Origin of the sequence: 'Chrysanthemum coronarium' phytoplasma, assembly GCF_000744065.1 — a bacterium.
In the GTDB taxonomy this organism is placed as follows: domain Bacteria; phylum Bacillota_I; class Bacilli_A; order Acholeplasmatales; family Acholeplasmataceae; genus Phytoplasma; species Phytoplasma asteris.
On sequence record NZ_BBIY01000030.1, the window covers coordinates 1 to 18,747 of the forward strand.

General features: G+C 26.7%; 14 protein-coding genes. 4 read left to right on the forward strand and 10 right to left on the reverse strand.

The window, feature by feature from the left end; all coding sequences use genetic code 11:
- From OYV_RS01775 to OYV_RS01785, 3 genes are all read left to right on the forward strand, one after another.
- A partial coding sequence (locus OYV_RS01775) for a class I tRNA ligase family protein (protein WP_042068010.1) occupies positions 1–1,668 on the forward strand: 1,668 nt, incomplete at its 5' end.
- A gap of 7 nt (positions 1,669–1,675) precedes the next feature.
- Complete coding sequence (locus OYV_RS01780; RefSeq protein WP_042068012.1) at positions 1,676–2,494, forward strand: YitT family protein; 819 nt, start codon at positions 1,676–1,678, stop codon at positions 2,492–2,494.
- Positions 2,495–2,647: 153 nt separating this feature from the next.
- Positions 2,648–5,404 (forward strand): cation-translocating P-type ATPase, encoded by a 2,757-nt coding sequence (locus OYV_RS01785; protein WP_042068013.1) that lies wholly within the window; start codon positions 2,648–2,650, stop codon positions 5,402–5,404.
- A gap of 54 nt (positions 5,405–5,458) precedes the next feature.
- On the opposite strand, the gene OYV_RS01790 is transcribed toward OYV_RS01785, so the two are convergent.
- From OYV_RS01790 to OYV_RS04405, 5 genes are all read right to left on the reverse strand, one after another.
- Positions 5,459–6,955, reverse strand: a complete 1,497-nt coding sequence (locus OYV_RS01790) for a carboxypeptidase M32 (protein WP_042068014.1) — start codon at positions 6,953–6,955, stop codon at positions 5,459–5,461.
- 211 nt (positions 6,956–7,166) lie between these two features.
- Complete coding sequence (locus tag OYV_RS01795; protein WP_042068015.1) at positions 7,167–8,033, reverse strand: ABC transporter permease; 867 nt, start codon at positions 8,031–8,033, stop codon at positions 7,167–7,169.
- 28 nt (positions 8,034–8,061) lie between these two features.
- Complete coding sequence (locus tag OYV_RS01800) at positions 8,062–8,988, reverse strand: ABC transporter permease (protein ID WP_042068016.1); 927 nt, start codon at positions 8,986–8,988, stop codon at positions 8,062–8,064.
- Positions 8,989–9,170: 182 nt separating this feature from the next.
- A complete protein-coding gene (locus OYV_RS01810; protein WP_052360392.1) occupies positions 9,171–10,721 on the reverse strand; it encodes an ABC transporter substrate-binding protein in 1,551 nt (516 codons plus the stop codon).
- Positions 10,722–10,789: 68 nt separating this feature from the next.
- Entirely contained in the window at positions 10,790–11,119 is a 330-nt protein-coding gene (locus OYV_RS04405; RefSeq protein WP_152550824.1) for a hypothetical protein, read from the reverse strand.
- A gap of 36 nt (positions 11,120–11,155) precedes the next feature.
- On the opposite strand from OYV_RS04405, the gene OYV_RS04990 reads away from it, so the two are divergent.
- Positions 11,156–11,329 (forward strand): hypothetical protein, encoded by a 174-nt coding sequence (locus OYV_RS04990; RefSeq protein WP_172642344.1) that lies wholly within the window; start codon positions 11,156–11,158, stop codon positions 11,327–11,329.
- Positions 11,330–11,486: 157 nt separating this feature from the next.
- Here the strand turns inward: OYV_RS04990 and OYV_RS04415 are convergent, their stop codons facing one another.
- The 5 genes from OYV_RS04415 to OYV_RS01835 form a co-directional block, all read right to left on the reverse strand.
- Entirely contained in the window at positions 11,487–12,071 is a 585-nt protein-coding gene (locus OYV_RS04415; protein ID WP_052360395.1) for an ABC transporter substrate-binding protein, read from the reverse strand.
- A gap of 468 nt (positions 12,072–12,539) precedes the next feature.
- A complete protein-coding gene (locus OYV_RS01820) occupies positions 12,540–13,343 on the reverse strand; it encodes an ABC transporter ATP-binding protein (protein ID WP_042068018.1) in 804 nt (267 codons plus the stop codon).
- A gap of 11 nt (positions 13,344–13,354) precedes the next feature.
- Positions 13,355–14,362 (reverse strand): ATP-binding cassette domain-containing protein, encoded by a 1,008-nt coding sequence (locus tag OYV_RS01825; RefSeq protein WP_042068019.1) that lies wholly within the window; start codon positions 14,360–14,362, stop codon positions 13,355–13,357.
- Between the two features lie 326 nt (positions 14,363–14,688).
- Positions 14,689–17,775, reverse strand: coding sequence for a hypothetical protein (locus tag OYV_RS01830; protein WP_042068020.1), 3,087 nt, complete (start codon positions 17,773–17,775; stop codon positions 14,689–14,691).
- A gap of 304 nt (positions 17,776–18,079) precedes the next feature.
- Entirely contained in the window at positions 18,080–18,562 is a 483-nt protein-coding gene (locus OYV_RS01835) for a hypothetical protein (protein WP_011160570.1), read from the reverse strand.
- Positions 18,563–18,747: the final 185 nt, after the last annotated feature.

Consider the following 18,747-nt stretch of genomic DNA (forward strand, 5'->3'; position numbering starts at 1 on the left):
ATTGATAAAAAAGGTATGATGACAGATGTTTCCAAATATCAAGGTCTATTTTACACCAAAGCCAACGAAGCTATAATCTCTGATTTAGAAAAAGATCATTCTTTGCTTAAAGCAGATGTAATTTTGCACTCCTATCCTCATGATTGGCGCACTAAAAAACCAGTTATTTCTCTTGCACTTCCTCAATGGTTTGTCTCTATTAAAAAAATTAAATCTCTTTTGCTAGAAGAAACCCAAAAAGTTAACTGGATTCCACGTTGGGGAGAATTAAAAATGACTAATATGATTACTAATCGTGAGGATTGGAATATTAGTCGTCAAAGAACTTGGGGCGTTCCCATTCCTATTTTTTACACCGAAACCCATCAACCCATTCTAGATTTAAAATTAATTAATCATGTAGCTGATTTATTCGAACAGCATGGAATGGATATTTGGTATGAATGGGATGTTAAAAAACTACTTCCTGAAAACTACACTCATCCCCAAAGTCCTAACAATTTGTTTACCAAAGAACTAGATATTATGGATGTTTGGTTTGACTCAGGAACTTCTTATAGTGTTTTTAAAAAACGTAATCAAGTTTTACAAAGTGATGTTTATTTGGAAGGCTCTGATCAATATCGTGGTTGGTTCAATTCTTCTTTAATTACTTCTGTAGCCACTCAAAATCAAGCTCCTTATAAAACTGTTATTACTCATGGTTTTGTTTTTGATGGTGAAGGCAAAAAAATGTCTAAATCTTTGGGCAATGTCATCGATCCATTAAATGTTGCTGAACAAAAAGGAGCAGATATTATTCGTTTATGGGTTGCAAACACTAATTATAATCTTGATGTGCGCATTAATCCTTCCATTTTAAAACAAGTAGAAGATCTTTATCGCAAAATTAGAAACACCTTCCGTTTTATGTTAGGTAATTTAGATAATTTTAAAAAAGATACTAATTATATTGCCTTTGAACAAAGAACTTTTATCCATCAAGCAATGATGCTAGATTTTGAAGAAGTGTTAAAAAACGTACTACATTCTTATGATACTTATAATTTTGAAGGTGTTTTAAGGCATCTATTCCCCTTCATTACTAATAAAATCAGTGCTTTTTATCTCGATTTTGCCAAAGATATTTTATACATCGAAAAAGAAGATCACAAAGAAAGAAAGATGATTCAATCAACTATCTATGATTTGTTATTATCGCTTTTACAAGTTTTAACTCCAATTATTCCTCACACTACTTCAGAAGTTTACGGCTTTTTTCCTTTTGCTGTGGAAAAAGATATTTATTTAGAAAAAATGCCACAAATCAAAGCACATCCAACTTCTCATCTTTTATTAGAATATCATAAATTTTTAACATTAAGAAAAAACGTTTTACAATATTTGGAAAAAGCAAGACAAAGTGGGATTATTAATTCTTCTTTGCAAGCCCATATTACGTTATCATTAACCCAAGAAGAAATGCATGCTTTGGATGTTTTACAAATTAAAGATCAATTGCATCAACTTTTTATAGTCTCTAAAGTAACACTTCAATTAAAAGATACTTTTGATGTTAAAGTTACCAAAGCTTCTGGGTATGCTTGTCAAAGATGTTGGAATGTAGTAATCACCAAACCCCTTACTCCTTTGTGCACGCGTTGCCAAAATATATTAAAAAAGAAATAGGTTTATTATGAAAAATGGTATGGAAAATATTGAAAAATTTCCTCCAATAAAGAAAAAAATTCAATATGTTCAAGAATTTAAAAAAATATTACTTTTATCCTTATCCTTAATAGTATATGTTTTAGTTTCTGTTTGGGCTTTTGATTGCACCCGAGATGGCGGATATAAAACTGATCTTTTTCCTACTGGGGTTATTGGTTTAGGCGATGTAATAGGTAAATTATTACATAAAGCAGGAAAGATTGAAACCAATAATATTATAGTTATTGCTGGTACTTTTTACTTTGTTGTTAATGTTTTCTTATTGTTTTTTATCTCTCGTCGTTATTTGGGTAAATATTTTACCATTACTACTGCATTTGCAACTGTCCTTCTTTTTGTTTCAGTGTTTTTTATTGAAAACCAAGTTAAACAAGGTTTTTTATATCATACTGAACGATTTTTTGGAATATTCAAAACTGAAAGTGATTTTTTAAGCGATCTTACCAGAGTTTTTTTTGCAGGTATTTTAATAGGTATTTTTAATGGTATTCCTGTAAGAATTGGTGCTTCTACTGGAGGACTTGATATTGTTGCTAAATATTTATCTGTTTATAAGAAAAAAGATATCTCTTTTGTAGTAGAAATGTTTGGCTATACTCTTATGATTTTTGGTGCTGTGGGTGTTTTTATTATTGAATATTTTTATAAAGAAACAGGTCTCAAAGAACTTACTACACAAATCTCTTTATCACTTTTTTATACTGTTTTACGTATTAAATTATCTGCCTTATTTATGGGATTGATAACTTCTGTTCCCCAAAAAGAAACGAAACTAAACTGCTAAAACAGTTTAGTTTTTTTATTTTATTTGCACGCTTCACTTATTTTTATTAGTTGTAAAACTCAATTTCATAATACATGTAAAACAAATTGAAATTTTTACTTTTTGCTTTGCACAAAATATTTTTTGTATTTATATTAAATTAAAGGAATTTTAATGAAACATTCATTTAGTCAAAAAAACCCCGAACAATCGCAAGCATTGTTACAAACAAAAATCACAAAAGGGCTTACTTCCCAAGAAGCCTTGCAAAGACTTCAAATTAACGGTAAAAATCAAATTCAATCCCTTACCAAACCCACTTTTTGGCATCAATTCCAACAACAATTTAAAGATTTTTTAGTTATTTTCCTTCTATTAGCAGCTACAATTAATTTCGTGATTGGTATTTTACAAGGAAACAAAGAAGAACTTTTGGAAGGTTGTTTTATTTTGATTATTGTCCTTCTTAACGCCTTTTTAAGTATTTATTACGAAACTAAAACCCAAAAAGTTTTAGCTAATGTATCAAAAAAATCTTCCCTTAATGCCAAAGTAATAAGAGATAGCAAACCGCTTTTAATTCCTATGCAAAATTTAGTGATAGGAGATATTGTCATTTTAGAAACTGGTGATATTATTCCAGCTGATATGATACTTTTAGAAACATTTAATTTATATGTAGATGAATCTTTGTTTACAGGAGAATCGCAAGCTGTTTTAAAAAGTGCTTGTGTTTGTGTCCAAAATGCAGCTCTTACTAATCAAAACATGGCTTTTATGAATACTGTTATTTTAAAAGGAAGAGCTAAAGGAGTGGTTTTTGCTTCAGGAATGCAAACTGAAATTGGAAAAATTACCCAGTTTATTTCTCAAACCCAACAAGAAAAAACACCATTAGAACAAAATATTGCCAAATTAACTAAAAAGTTAACTTTGATAATTGGTATTATTATTTTCCTTAATGGCTTGTGGACGATTTTTAAAAACATTTACAGCTCAACTTTTAGCTCTCACATTTTGAAACATACTTTTTTGGATGCCATTGCTCTTGCAGTTGCTGCTATTCCTGAAAGTTTATTAATTATTATGACTTTAATTTTGGCTTTGGGAATGAAAAAACTTGCTCTTAAAAAAGCTATTGTCAAAAATTTAAAAACCTTAGAAACTTTGGGGGCTGTTAATGTTATTTGTACTGATAAAACAGGAACTTTAACCCAAAATAATATGACTGTTAAAAAAATTATAGTTTGTGATTCTTTGGAAAAAATAAGTCCCTTTTGTGTGGAAAATATTAATGAACCCAAACCCTTTAATTTAGAAAACTTGCTTTTATTTGGTATTTTATGTAATGATGCTTTGATTAGTGTTGCAAAAACAACCAACGATAAAACTTCAAACAACTTAGAAATTATTGCTGATCCTACTGAAAAAGCCTTTATTAATTTAGCTTTGTTTTATCAATATGATGCGTTTTTACTCCAAAAGCAATATCCTCGATTTGCAGAAATTGCCTTTGATTCCCAAAGGAAATTGATGACTACTTTTCATCATAAAGACGGTTTTATTTATGCCATTACTAAAGGCGCTCCAGAAGTTTTGTTGCAAAAATGTAGTCAAGTTCAATATCAAGAACAAACCATTGCAAAAGATACTAAAATAATAAAAATATTAGAAAAACAAATTAGTCAATTAAGTGAGCAATCTTTGCGAGTTTTGGGAGTTGCTTATCGTGTATTTTCTCTTGATTTAGAGCCGAATCTTAAAAACAATCCTGATATTTTTGAACAAGATCTTATTTTTTTAGGGGCAGTGGCGATGGAAGATCCCATTCGAAAAGAAGTTATGCAATCCATTTTTAAATGCAATCAAGCACGCGTCACTCCGATTATGATTACAGGGGACCATTTAAAAACTGCTTTTGTGATTGCCAAAAAATTAAATATTTTATCCCAACCTCAAGATTTAGCCATTACAGGAGATGAATTAGCTCAAATGCCAGAGGAAGAATTTTTGGAAAAATTATTGCAAATTAAAGTTTATGCAAGAACTAATCCTCATCATAAATTAAAAATTGTGAAAGCTTGGCAAAAAAAAGGTTTTGTGGTGGCAATGACAGGAGATGGCATAAATGATGCTTTAAGCATTAAACAAGCCAATGTGGGAATTGCTATGGGAATTGCAGGTACTGATGTTTGTAAAATGGCATCAGATATGATTTTAACAGATGATAATTTTGATACTATTACGAATGCTTTAGAAGAAGGGCGAAATATTTTTAATAATATTAAAAAAAGTTTAGTTTTTCTTTTGAGTTGTAATGTTGGTGAAATTATTTTGATTTTGCTTGGTAATTTTTTAGGAATTTTCTTTTTTGGGTGTGATTTTAAAATTTTGACTGCTTTACAAATTCTTTGGATTAATTTAGTTACTGATTCATTGCCAGCAATAGCTTTGGGAATCGAACCACAAGAAACAAATTCTATGTCGCCAAAAACTTATAATCCTAAAGGAAGTTTGCTAAATAAAAAAACTTATCAAAAAATTATTTTGGAAGGATTTTTAATTGGTCTTTTGGCTTTTGTGGCTTCTTTAATAGGATATTATAATCATGATAGTGATAAAATAAGATATGCTCAAACTTTTGCTTTTATGGTTTTGGCGTTTTCACAATTGATTCATGTATGGAATTTGCGAAGTTTTTGCACTTCTGTTTTTAAGTTAAAAATAAATTCCTTTTTGATTAAAGCGTTTGCCATTAGTGTATTTTTGCAATTAATCATAATTTTTGTCCCTTTTTTAAGAGATTTATTTCAATTAATTTCTTTAACAACAAAAGATTTTGTAATCATTTTATTACTATCTTTGTTGCCTTTGTTGTTTGTAGAAATTAAAAAAAGATTTTGTCATTGTAAATGCCATAAATGTAGATGATATTAAAAAACAAAAAAGACTCTTCTTGAAAGAGTCTTTTTTTATATTCTTAAATTAATTATTCAAATATTTATTTTCTAAATATTGTAAAAAGGTTTCAGGGTTAATTTGGGGCATGCCTGTTGCTTTTAACACAAATTCTTGGTTGATATAAAAAGAACCCCAGTTTCTTATTTTTTGATCTAAATATTGATTTAAAGTTTCAAATTTGCCTGTTTTAAAGCCCTCTTTAATATTAGGATTTGCTTTTTGAACGTTTTTCATTATCATGGATGCTAAAATAGATCCATTTAAATAGCTAGGGAAATAACCAAAACTTCCTTGAGGCCAGTGAATATCTTGCAAGCATCCAAGACCTACGTTGGGTGGGGTAATTCCTAGATATTCTTTCATTTTGCAATTCCAAAAGTGAGGTAAATCATCCAAAGACAACTGATCAGAAATCAATAATTCTTCAATTTCAAAACGAAAAATAACATGGAAAGGATAAGTTACTTCATCAGCATAAATACGAACAAAATCAGGTTTTACTTGGTTGGCTTGTTTAAATAAATTTTGTGGAGTTAATGAAGGATTGTAAAAATTTAATTCTGTTTTTAAAATATCTACTAAGTAAGTTAAAAATTCTTGAGATTTAGCAACTTGTTTTTCCATTAATAAAGATTGGCTTTCATCAAAAGAAAAGCTTCGTGGAGTGCCTACTGGTTGATTTTTGTATTGTTGGGGTAAATTTTGGGCGTATAAACCGTGTCCTACTTCGTGTATAGTCGCTAAAAAACTATCTAAAAAATTGTTTGTATTATAATTGGAAGTAAGGCGAACATCATAAGGAGTGCCTCCACAAAAAGGGTGGATGGATTCATCTAGGCGACCATAATTGCAATCAAATCCTATTTTGGGCATAATGATTTGATTTAATTTTTTTTGGTTTTCTAAAGTCATTGCAATATCTTTGTAAAGGTGTTTTTCTTTTTCTTGTTTTTGCAAAATAGTTTTCATTAAAGGTGGTAATTTTTCTTTGATGACGTTAAATATTTGTTTTATTTTGGTAGTAGTCATTCCAGGGTCATATTGATCGATGAGAGCATCATACAAAGATACGCCTAATTTTTGGGATCTGAGATTTGCTACTTCTTTGATGCAATTGAGTACTTTTTGAAAATAAGGTTTGAAGCTGTTATAATCATTATTTTTTTTGGCTTGTCTCCACATTAGCTCTGATTTGGTAGTTGCTAAAATTAAATTATTTTGTAGTTCTTCAGGGATTATTTCTTCGGATTGTATTTTGGATGTTATTTCTCGTAGATTAGCTTGTTGCCAAGAATTGAGAGTTTCTTTTTCTTGTTGTGCTTGTAAAAGCAAATTTTTAGTTTCTTGTGAAGTTAATAGTTTTTTTATAATTTGGGTTAAATCTATGATTTCTAAAGTGCGGCTTTCTTGGGAGCCCTTTTTAATGTTGCAAGCCATATCCCAGTTTAATATATTGATAATATTTTCTAAACGACCAATTTTTTCAAATCTTTGTTCTAATTTTTGATAATTAATTGACATATAAGGATTCCTTAGTTATTTATATTATTTGTAAACAAATGTTTTTTGCGATGGGTTTATGAGAGGTTAATTTTTGAAAAAAGCTTTGTTTTTTTATTAAAGTTGAAAAAAATAGTTTGATTTAACTATAAATCAAACTTTAATTTTTAATAAATTATTATTTTGTTTATTGCGATTTTAATGGTGTGTAAGTTTGCAAATATTTTATTTTCTAATTTGCATCTTTTGGATTAAAAATTTGGATCAAACCTTTACCTATTAAATTAAAAGATAAACTAGTTAATAAAATAATGATAAAAGGTCCAAAAAATAAATGAGGATAGAATCTAATATCACTTCTACTATCATTTAAAATATTGCCCCATTCAGGAATTGTAGGATCGAGACCTAATCCAACAAAACTTAACCCCGATATTGTTAAAATAACTGTTGCCATACCTATTGTTATTCTTGTGATAATAATAGACCATAGATGAGGCAAAACATGTTTGAAAATTATACAAAATTCATTTGATCCTAAAGCTTTAGAAGCTTTTATAAAACCTTTTTGCCTAATTTTCATGGTATTTGCTCTTATGATTCGAATAAAAGTAGGAGCATTAGAAATACTTAGAGCAATTATTAATGATAATTTTTTGTTTTCTTTCAAAAAAAACATAATTAAAATAGCTAAAATAACATCGGGAAAAACCACTAAAATATCACATATAAAATTAATGATATTATCAAAAATATTTTTGAAATAACCTGAAATAATTCCTAATAACGTTCCTATTATACTAGCCATCATAATAGAACAAAAACCTATAGTTAAAGATTTTTTAGTTCCTTCTAACATTCTATTAAATAAATCATGTCCAGTAGAATCTGTTCCCATGAGATGTTTTAAACTAATGCTTTGTAAACGTTTATAATGAGATGATGCATCAGGATTTTTATATAAAGGAGTAAAAGGAATTAAATAAACAGCTAAAAATAAAATAGTTAAAAATAAAGAACCAAATAAAATATTTTTATTTTTTGCCCAATATTTTAATTTTTTTTGGAAAAAAAGAAATGGTTTAAAGTTTTTTTTCATAATAAATGATTGTATCCTTTTTGCATATTTATCCCTTTTGTTTAATTTTGGGATCTAACCAAACATACACTAAGTCTAGAAATAAATTCCAAATAGCTATAAATAAAGCAAGTAAAATAATACAACATTGAATAACAGGATAATTTCTATTATCAAATGCATGTTTTATTAAAACACCTACCCCTTTTATTTCGAAAATATTTTCTGTAATAATAGAACCACCGATTAAAAAACTTAGAAGTAAACCGATGTGTGCTACAACAGGAATTAAAGCATTTTTTAAAGCGTGCTTAAAAATAATATTTTTTTTAGACAATCCTTTAGAATAGGCCGTTTTGATATATGGTTGTGACAAACATTCTTCCATGCTTGTTTTAGTAGTTTTAAAAACAGAACCCGATATTAATAAAGAAAGAGTTAAAATAGGCAAAACCACATGTTTAGGAGTGTCAAAATCAGCTACTGGGAATAATCTTAAATAATGGCCTAATGTAAGTTGCAATAAGATGCCAATGATAAAAATAGGAGAAGAAATGATGATAATAGAATAAAAATCTAGTATAAAGCTTTTTTTGGACCCTTCATAAAAAGCTGATAATGCTCCTAAAAAAATCCCTAATAAAGAACCAAAAAAACAACTTAAAAAAGCCAATTTAAAGGTATTAGTAAAAGCTTTTGTAAAAAGGTTGAAAACTGGCTCTTTTGTGCCATAATAAGATTTTCCAAAATCTCCTATAAAAATATTTTTGAAATAATTTATAAATTGAGTTTTTAAAGGTTTATCTAATCCTAATTCCTTTTCCTTTAATTTTCTTAGTTCAGGAGTAAGTCCTTTTTCAAACATAGCATCAACAGGATCACCTGGTATCACTTTCATAGTAAAAAAACTGATAAATATGACTGTTATAAATAATGTTATAGTGTATAAACTTTTTTTAAAAATATATTTTATCAACGAAATTTACCTCAAAAATTTAGAATATTTCATTTATGAATTTTTATTGGGTGATTTAAATAATATAAAAAATTATAGGTTAATTTTAATTGATGTATTAAAAAACATATTTGTTTTCTATAACGAAATTAACCATTTTTTTAATATTAAATTTTTTTTATAAATGTATTAATCAAAACCCATTATTTTTTTATGATTTTTGTAAAATCAAAATGTGAGAAAAGATCTGATTTAAAGCCTTGTTTGATATTTTTGGAAGTAATTACATAATTAGGATAACTATATAAAGGAATAACATAAAATTCTTTATGTATATATTGGCTTATTTCTTTTAATAAATTAGTATATTTTTCTTCACTTGTTTCTTTTTCAACTTGTAATAATTTATTTTCTATATGGCTTTTATCATCATTATCAATATGACAAAAATTATTGGGATTGTTGTTAGTTAAAAAATAATCACGTAAAACTTTATGCCCCCATTTTGATTCATAGTTTTCACCTAAAAAAATCATATTGTAAGAAGAGTTATCTTTTTTGGCTTCTGTTAATAAAGCTTTAAAATCCATAGGAGCAAATTCTATTATAAAACCAACTTTTCTTAGTTGTTCTATTATTTTATGTTCAAAAAGATACTCAGATTTTGTACTGCATCCTATTTTAAGTTTTTTAGCAGTTTTATCTAGTTTTTGGACATATTTTTTAGCTTGTAAAAAGTTTGTTGGATAAGCATCTAATTCGTTATCGAATCCTTTCAAGGTTTCTGGCAAAAAAGTTTTTAATTTTTGAGCAGGGATTTCCAAATCAGATATTATTTTTTCAATATTTAACGACCAAGAAATAGCTTCTCTTGTTTCTAGAGAGGTTTTAGCTTTATTAATGTATAAATATCTAGCTGAAACATCTTTATTTTCAACTACTTCAACACTATGGCTTAATTTATCTTTTATAATTTGAATTTTATGAGATGGATAATCCAGACAAGCGTCTAAAGAACCATTTTCTACTTGTTGTAAATTAGTATCATTATTTTTATTAATTTTGAAAATGATTGTTTTAGGACTGTCTTTAATTGTGTCTTTATTGTAATAATTATTAAATTTTTCCATTTTGATTTCATCATTTGATTTATATTCAACTAATTTATAAGGTCCAGTGCCAATTTGTAATCCTTTTTCTTCGTTTTCTTCTACAGCTTTTTTATTTAGGATTCTGATAAAATTACAAAAAGTAAAGTGCCAATAAGGTGTTTTTTCTTTTAATTCGATTTCAAATTTTATGTTGTTTATTCTTTTGATTGCTTTGATTTCTTCAAACTGAGGATGTTTATTTTTGTGTCCTCTTTCGATTGTAAATATAACATCATCAGTTGTTATATTTTCGCAATTGTGAAATAAAATATCATCTCTAAGTTCAAACTTTAATAAAGTTTTGTCTTGGTTTTGATTTGCATCACTTTCAACTAATTTAGCTAATTTACTTATGATTTTACCTTCTTTTTCTTCTAATAAAGTGTCATGAACTAAACGTAAATATCTATTAGAATAAGTAGAAAAAGTGTTTTCTGGAGAAGTAATATCAAATCCTTGGATATCTGATATAACAGCTATTTTAATTGTGTCTTTATCGTCTTCATGTTTTTTGCTTGGGAATAACTGCCACCACAAAATGATTAAAATTATAACTGTTAAAGCTCCAACACTTATATATATATTTTTATTTTTTTCATTCATTTTGCTTTGTTTTTATTTTCCTAATTATTTAATTATAAATCTATTTATTATTTATTGAATATTTTTTTTTATTTACTTAATTGAACTTTTGTAAAATCAGTTCTTGTGAAAAGATCACATTTAAGACCTTGGACTTTTTTGCTTGTTAAGAAATATATGTTTTGTTGATAAAAAGGAACAACATATTTCTTTTGGTCTAAATGAGTTTGAATTTGTTGAATTTTTTGTACGTAAATACCTAAATCTATATTTGTTTGAGATTGTTCTAAAAGATCTTTTAGTGTTTGGTCTCCTGAAATATGAGCCCAAGTTCCTTGGGTAGAATCCCCCTCGTTTTTTGGTGTCATATAATCTGTTAAAACTTTATGACCGTATGCCATTTCATGCATATCACTCATCAACAAAATGTCATAATCTCCTTTTTTAAATTTGTTTTGAATGTATTAAATTCTGGTATGTCTAATGTTACTTCAAAACCTACTTCTTGTAGTTGTTCTTTTATTTTGTTTGCTACTTCTGGAGTTTCCTTAGCAGAAAACCCGAATTTAATTTGTTTATTTGGAAGTTGGCTAATTTGGTTTTTAACTTCTTGTGTGTTTGTATTATAAGCATATGAAATATTTGGATTATGACCTTTTTCTCCTTCGGGGATAAAAGTTTTTAAAGGTTTAACTGGTAATTCCAGTTGAGTAATTATTTTTTAAATATCTAAAGCTTGAGCAATTAATTTTCTTTTTTCAAGTTCAACTTTTTGATTATTCATCATTAAATAACTACATTTAACAGCGGCATTTTCAACAACTGTAATATCTTTTTGTTTTTTGCATCGGCTACTTTATTTACTGGAAAGTTTAGGACAGCATCCACAGTCCCTGCGCTTAACTGTAATAAAGCTGTATCCTGATTAGAAATGGTTTTAAAAACGATTTCTTTTTGGCTGTTTTTTATTTTTTCTTTGTCAAAATATTTATCAAAAAGTTTTAAATTTATTACTTTTTCAGAAGAATCCAATGAAACTAATTGATAAGGACCTGAACCAACCTTAAGTCCTTCTAATTCATTTTGTTCTACAGCATCTTTATCAAGTATTCTGCTTCTAGCGATAGGTTCATAGACAAAAGCAGGAAGTGATTTAAGATTTATTTTTACTTTTGTGCCTTCGTCTAATATGTCAACTGAATTTATGTTTGCGTATTCATCATTTCCTTTTCCTTTGGCTCGTTCAAAAGAAAATTTGCCATCTTGTGCAGTTAATTTTTTACCGTTGTGAAATAAAACATCATTTCTTAGAGTAAAAATAATGGCATCTTCATTTTCCACTTTATCCCATGATGTAGCTACTTGAGGCAAAACATCGCCATTTTCATTTGTAGAAATTAAAGCAGAGTGAATACAACAAAATAATCTGCCTCCTTGTGCGTTGGAAGTGTGTGCTTTTTGTCCTGGATCAAATCCGTTAACATAGTTAGGAATTATAACTATAAAATCATTTCTTGGGGGTTGTTTTTGAAAAAATATTTTGTAGGTTGCAAAACTTATTATACTAAGTAAAAAAATGTTCTACTAATAATTAAATATTTTTTATATTTTTGTAATAGTTGTCTAATGCCCATTTTACTCCTATATTCTTCTTTTTGATTTTTTTATATTGCAATTATTTAATTTTTGCGGTAAAATAAGTATTTTTTTATTTTTGTAAAAGAAATAAGAATTCAAAATATGGATGAAGTGTGGGGAAATAAAAATAATATTTAGTAACAAATAATATTAATAAATATTTAGGAGATATTATTGTTGATTCACTATTTTTTTAACAAACTAAACATTATGATAACCAAGTCCAGTTTTTAAAAAATTATTAAGTAAACTTTTAGTGTAGGGGTTTTTTGGATTTTTTAATATTTGGGATGTTTTAGCACTTTCTACAATTTGTCCTTGATACATGACAATAATATCATCGGCTACTTGAGAAACTACTCCTAAATCATGGGTGATAAATAAAACAGCAGTGTTTTGTTCTTGTTGTAGACAAGCAATTAAATTAAGAATTTCTTTTTGGACAATTACATCTAGGGCAGTAGTTGCTTCGTCAGCAATTAAAAGTTTAGGTTTACAAACTAATGCCATAGCAATCATTATTCTTTGACACATCCCCCCTGAAAGTTGATGAGGATATGAATTCATTACTCTTTGAGCGTTAGGAATTTGGACTTTTTCCAAAATATCAAGAGTTTTTTGATAAGCTTGGGTGTAATCAAGTTTTTGATGGAGCATTAGAACTTCTATAATTTGATTTTTGATTTTAAAAACAGGGTTAAGGCTAGAAATGGCATCTTGAAAAATCATAGCAACTTCGTTTCCTCTGATTTTTTGCATTTCTTTTTCATTAAATTGAGAAATAATACGATTTTCAAAAGTAATTTCGCCTTGGTAAATTTTTTGGTTTTTTTCAAATAATTTGAGAATAGAAATTGCAGTTTGGCTTTTGCCGCTACCAGATTCTCCAACTATTCCTAAAGTTTTGCCTTTTTGGACTTCAAAAGAAACACCACGAACTGCTTTGATTAGACCTTTTTGGGTTTCAAAATAAGTATGTAGATTGCTAACTTTTAATAAACTCATATTTTACTCCTTTATACTTTAGTAGCTTTATTTTTTAAAGTGCAAGAAATAAAATGATTAGGGGCTACTTGATACCAATCTAGGTCTTGTTTTTGAGTGTGAAATAAAAATCTAAATTTGTTAGTTTCGTAGGTGATTGGCATTTCTTCTAAAGCTTTATTTTGAGTTTTTAATTTAGGGATAGCATTTAGAAGTTGTTTGGTGTAGGGATGATAAGGTTTTTTAAAAAGGCTTTCTGAAGGTGCTATTTCAATTACTTTTCCTAAATGCATTACACAAATGCGGTCACTTAAAAAACGAGCAACTCCTAAATCATGAGTAATAAACAAGAAAGTTAGTTGGTAATCTTTTTTTAAATCATTTAAAAGGTTTAAAATTTGGGCTTGAATTGATACATCTAATGCTGATACTATTTCATCGCAAACAACAAATTTAGGTTTAATAATTAAAGATCTTGCAATTGCAATTCTTTGTCTTTGTCCCCCTGAAAGTTGATGAGGATAACGGTCATAAAGAGAAGTATCAATGCCACATTTTTTCATGATAGCTAGAATCATTGTTTGATATTTGGGGTCTTTTTTGCCTTTTGTCATTTTTTGGATTAAAAGTCCTTCGCCAATGATATCTGATATTTTGAGATGAGTGTTAAGAGAAGAAAAAGGATCTTGGAAAATAATTTGTAAATCTTTTCTTAAAAAGCGCTTTTCTTTATTACTTAAAGTAGTTAAATCAATTTCTTCAATGTCTTTTGTCTGTGTTTCCTTGGTTTTGGGGATTGTTTCTTTGTGATAAAAAACATTGCCTGAAGTAGGTTTTACAAGTTGTAGAAGAACTTGTCCTAAAGTTGATTTTCCTGAACCAGAGCCTCCAACTACGGCTAATGTTTCGCCTTTGAAAATGGATAAATTAATATTTTGGTTGGCTTTTAGTAAGGTATCTGGTTTTAAAAAGTTTTTTTTGATAGAAAAGTTTTTGGATAAGTTTTTAATTTCAATTAAAACTTGGTTTGAGGATGTCATTTTTGCCTCCTTTCTTAGTTTTTTGCTTCATTTTGTGAAAAATTTACTTTTTGCCTTAATCCTTAATTATTATTGTTTTGATAGATTATTATTTAAAATGTTTTTTTAAGAAATTAATATTTATCACAAAATAATAATTACTTTAATTATACACTAAAAAAAATAAAAATGCAAATAGATTTTAAATATTGTTGTAATAAATGATTTTTTTGGGTGGTTTTGGTAAACTCTTTTATTCCTATATTTTTTAAGAAATTTGTTATTATATTTATTTATAAATTATAATTTCATTTTATAATATTTTATAATATCAATATTTTTTTGCTTTAAGAAATTTGTTTATCAAAGGCAATAGTTTTTTTGATTTGTTTGGTAATTTGTTTTTGGTGATGTTTTATTTTGAATTTTCCTTTTTGTTTTTGCCAAAAAAAAGACCATTTTAAAAATATATTTTTGAGTTTGGTTTGGAAATTAGTTAGTTTGATTTTAGTAAGTAAGTTTTTTTTGGTTTTTTTGATTTGTTTTTCTATTTTGGTTATTTTTTTGTGATTAGCTTTTTGTTTGTGAGTAAATGATTGGGATATTTTTTCTTTTTGTTTGGTGAAATGTTTAAATATTTGGTTGTTTTTTTGTTTGATCGCTATTTTTTTATGTTCGAAAAATAATTTGTCTTTTTTTTCAAAATTGAGGAGAGCTTCTTTTTTGAGGTTTGATAGTTTTTGGCTTAATTCTTTTTGTGTTTGTTGCCATGATAAATTAAGATTGATAAGAGCATCACTTAGATTTTCGTTTAATAATCCTAATTTTTCTTTCATTAAATTAGTTGTTTGGGTTAAACTTTTTTCTTTGGATTTAATTGTTTTAGTAATTTCTTGTAATAAAGATATTTGATTTTGTTTAAATGTTTTTTCCAAAGAAACATGAATAACATTTTTTATTAATTCATTTTGGTTGTAAAAAACTTTGTTAAGGTGTTTAGTTGTGTTAGTGGTATTTGTAGTTTTTTGAATTAATTTTTGTTCTTTTCTTATTTGTTCTTGGAGTAAAGCATTTAAACATTGATAAATGTTTTTTTGATAATTATTATAGAATAAAATATCTTGGATAACATTTGTGATTGTTTTTTGGCAAGCATTGAAAAAAGATTTGTTTGATATTTTGAAATTGATTAAAGGAGTAAGAGCAATGTTTTTGGAGGCAGGTTTTAAATAGTGCCATAAAGTTAAAAGTTTGGTTATTTTAAGTTTGGTTTTGTTGATTTTTTTTTGGTGTTTGTTAGTTGTTTTTTCTAAAATATGTTGGTGTTTTTTGGTTGCTTTATCTTTTTTTGTGGTGAGGTTTTTGATAATTTTTTCATAACGTTCTTTGTGGGTTTTGATTTGGTATAAAAGGGGATATAGGTCAGTTCCTTTTTGTTTGTATTTGTGAAAAAACCCTTGTATTCCTTTCTTTTTGTCAGTGTGTATTTTTTGATTAAGAAAGGTTAATTGTTTGTCATAAAAAGCTATTATTTGTTCGTTAAGATTAATTTCATTTTGTAGGGTAGTTTGGTTTAATTGGTGTTTTTTTTGTAAAAGATTAACTGTTTGATTAAATTGTTTTTGAATGATAGGAAATAAGTTAGTTTCAATTATAGTTTTTATTTGGTCTAAGATTATTTGTTCGATAAGACAAGTTTTAGTTTGATAATTACTTGTAAAAGTATTAATTTGTAATTGGATTTGTTGTAAAGTTTGTTCTAATAATGTGCTTTCTTTTTGCCAAGATGGATAACTGTTGAGTAAATTATTTAAAGTTTGTAAAAGTTCTATATTTTGGGTTTGTAATAATAAATAGATGTCTTTTTTCATTAAGGTGATGTCTTGTAAAAAGAGATGTTTTTCTTTTTCTTGGGTAAGTTTGAAGGTTAGAAAATCATCTTTTTGAAATATTTTATTAAGTGTTAATTGTGTTTGGAAGTTGTTAATTTCTTTTTTTAAAGTAGTTATTTGTTCTAAATAATAATGTTGGATTTTGGTTTTTTCTAATTTTAGTTGTAGGGCAATACTTTTAGTTTTAAGGTCAAATTCTTGTTTTTTTGCAAAGAAATGATAATGATAATCTATTTGGTAATTGTTTTGTTTACGTTGTAAGGCTAAAAGAGTTTTTTGATAAGCAAAGAAAGTTTCTTGATAGTCTTTTTGATTATCAAAGATAGCTGTTTCTTGGAGATGTAAGTTAAGGACTGTTTTTATTTGTTCTTTGATACCGTTTATTTTTTTGGAGAATAAATAATTTGTTTTTTGGTGGATGAGATGATAAATTTTTTCTAAGGTTTGTTGGTAGATGTGTTTGTATTTGTTTTGTTTGTGGTGTTCTAAATGCCACATATTAATTGCTTGTTGGTGTAAAAGATTGATGAGGTTATATTGTTGGCTCCATAAAGATTTTTGGTTTTGGTAAGAAAGGCAGTTTGTTTGTTGTTTGTAAAAAAGAGCTTTTTTGGATGCTTCAATTTGGTAATTGGAAAGAATTGGTATATTTATAAAAGGAAAAGGTCTTATTTGGAGAAAAAAAGCTTGTATTTGTGCTTGGATGATAGTCTTTTCTTGTTGGTAAGCATCTTTGATGGTGTCTAGTTTTTTGTCGTTTATACTTAGTTTATTTTGGTATAGTTTGTGAGTTTTGGTAATGGTTTTTTGATAAGTTTGTTCTTTTGTAGTCTTTATTTGTTCTAAGATGCAAATTGATTTGCCTTTGTCTTTTTCTTGTAAATTAAGAGTTGTTTCTAGTTGTTTTAATAAATTGGTGTTTTTTTGATTGAGGTTAAAATCAGTAGTATAAAAGTTTTGTTTGGATTCTTGGTTTTGTTTTTGGTTTTTGAGTTCTAATTTTTGTTTGTCTTTTTCAATTTGAATTAATAAATTATTAATGTTGTTATTTTTGTTGTTGAGATTAGTTATAAGAGTAGTTTCTTTGTGATTGTTTTTTTTAGTAATTTCCTTGAGTTCTTTTTGTAAGATTTCTTTTAATTGGAGGTTTTTATCGTTGTTTTTGTTTTTTTGATAAATAAGTTCTTGGGTTAAAAGAGTTTCGGTTTTTTGTTGTTGTGAGTTGTATTTTTGGAGGATTGTTTTTTTATGGGTTTGCAGTTTTTCTATTTGTGCGTAAATGTTTAATAATATGTGATGGTATTTTTCTTGTAATTGTTTTGTTTGGTTATTGTGTTTGTTATTTAGGGTTTGTAGTCTTTGATTTAATTGTTTGTTTTGGTTGTTTGTAATAATGTTTGGGGTTTTGTTTTTTTCTTGGATGTTTTTTAGGTTTGTGATATTATTTGTTAATTGGGATAAAAAAGGAGAGAAAAAATCGCTTGATAATGTTTTATTGCGTTTTAAGAATAAAGCCAAAAATCTATTATAATATGATGACATAAAATTTTTCCTTCAATCTAAATATTGATTAAACAATATAAAAACACTTAATTGTAGTTTATTATTAATTTTTTTTGTAATGTTATATTATTTTGGTTTTTCAAAGAAATAAGTTCTAAATTATTTTATCATTTACCTTTATCATAACATAAACCAAATTAATTTGGGATGTAAAAAAGAATACTTAGCTTTTATATTTAGATCTTAAAAACAAAAAAACTATCCTGAAGGATAGTTTCTTTCATTATTTATATTATTTTTATTTTTTAAATAGTTTATTAATTTATTTTAAATATGGAAATAATTATTTCTTACGATAAGGTTTATACCAAGTTGTTTTTTTAGGATAGAGATATTTTTGGATTAAAGTTGGTTCATAGTAAAAAATATATAAATTATTGTATTTATTTTTCATGTTTATGATTGCTTCTAAGGTGTGTGTTTTATCTTTAATAAATGGCATTTTTCCATCATGATAGATAAATATAATATTTTGGGGACAATTAAGAATTGACTTAGACATTAATTCGCCTTTGTTTTGATTAATTGTTTTGTGAAATGAGACTTTTTTGTAATAATTAGGATAAATATTTTTATGTATAAAGATAAGAGCTTTATTAGTGTTTTTTACTTTAATGTTATGAATTGTATTATTTAGAGTCTCTTTTTTTACTTTTATTTTAAAAGTACTTTTGATTTGATAGTTTAATTTAAATGTTGAATGTGCTTTAATAAAATAAGAATTAATGTTAAGTAATAGTATTAATATATTTATAATTATAAGCATTAAAAAGGAATTAAAGTTTATATTTGGTCTTTTTTTAGAAGTCTTGTTAATTTTGTTAATGTAAAAAACAGACTCCTTTCTTTTAAAAAAGGTAGTTAATATTAATTATAAGTATAAATTATTAAGCTACCAAAAAGATAATATAAATTAATATATATAATTAAAAAGATAAAAGAAAAGATTTA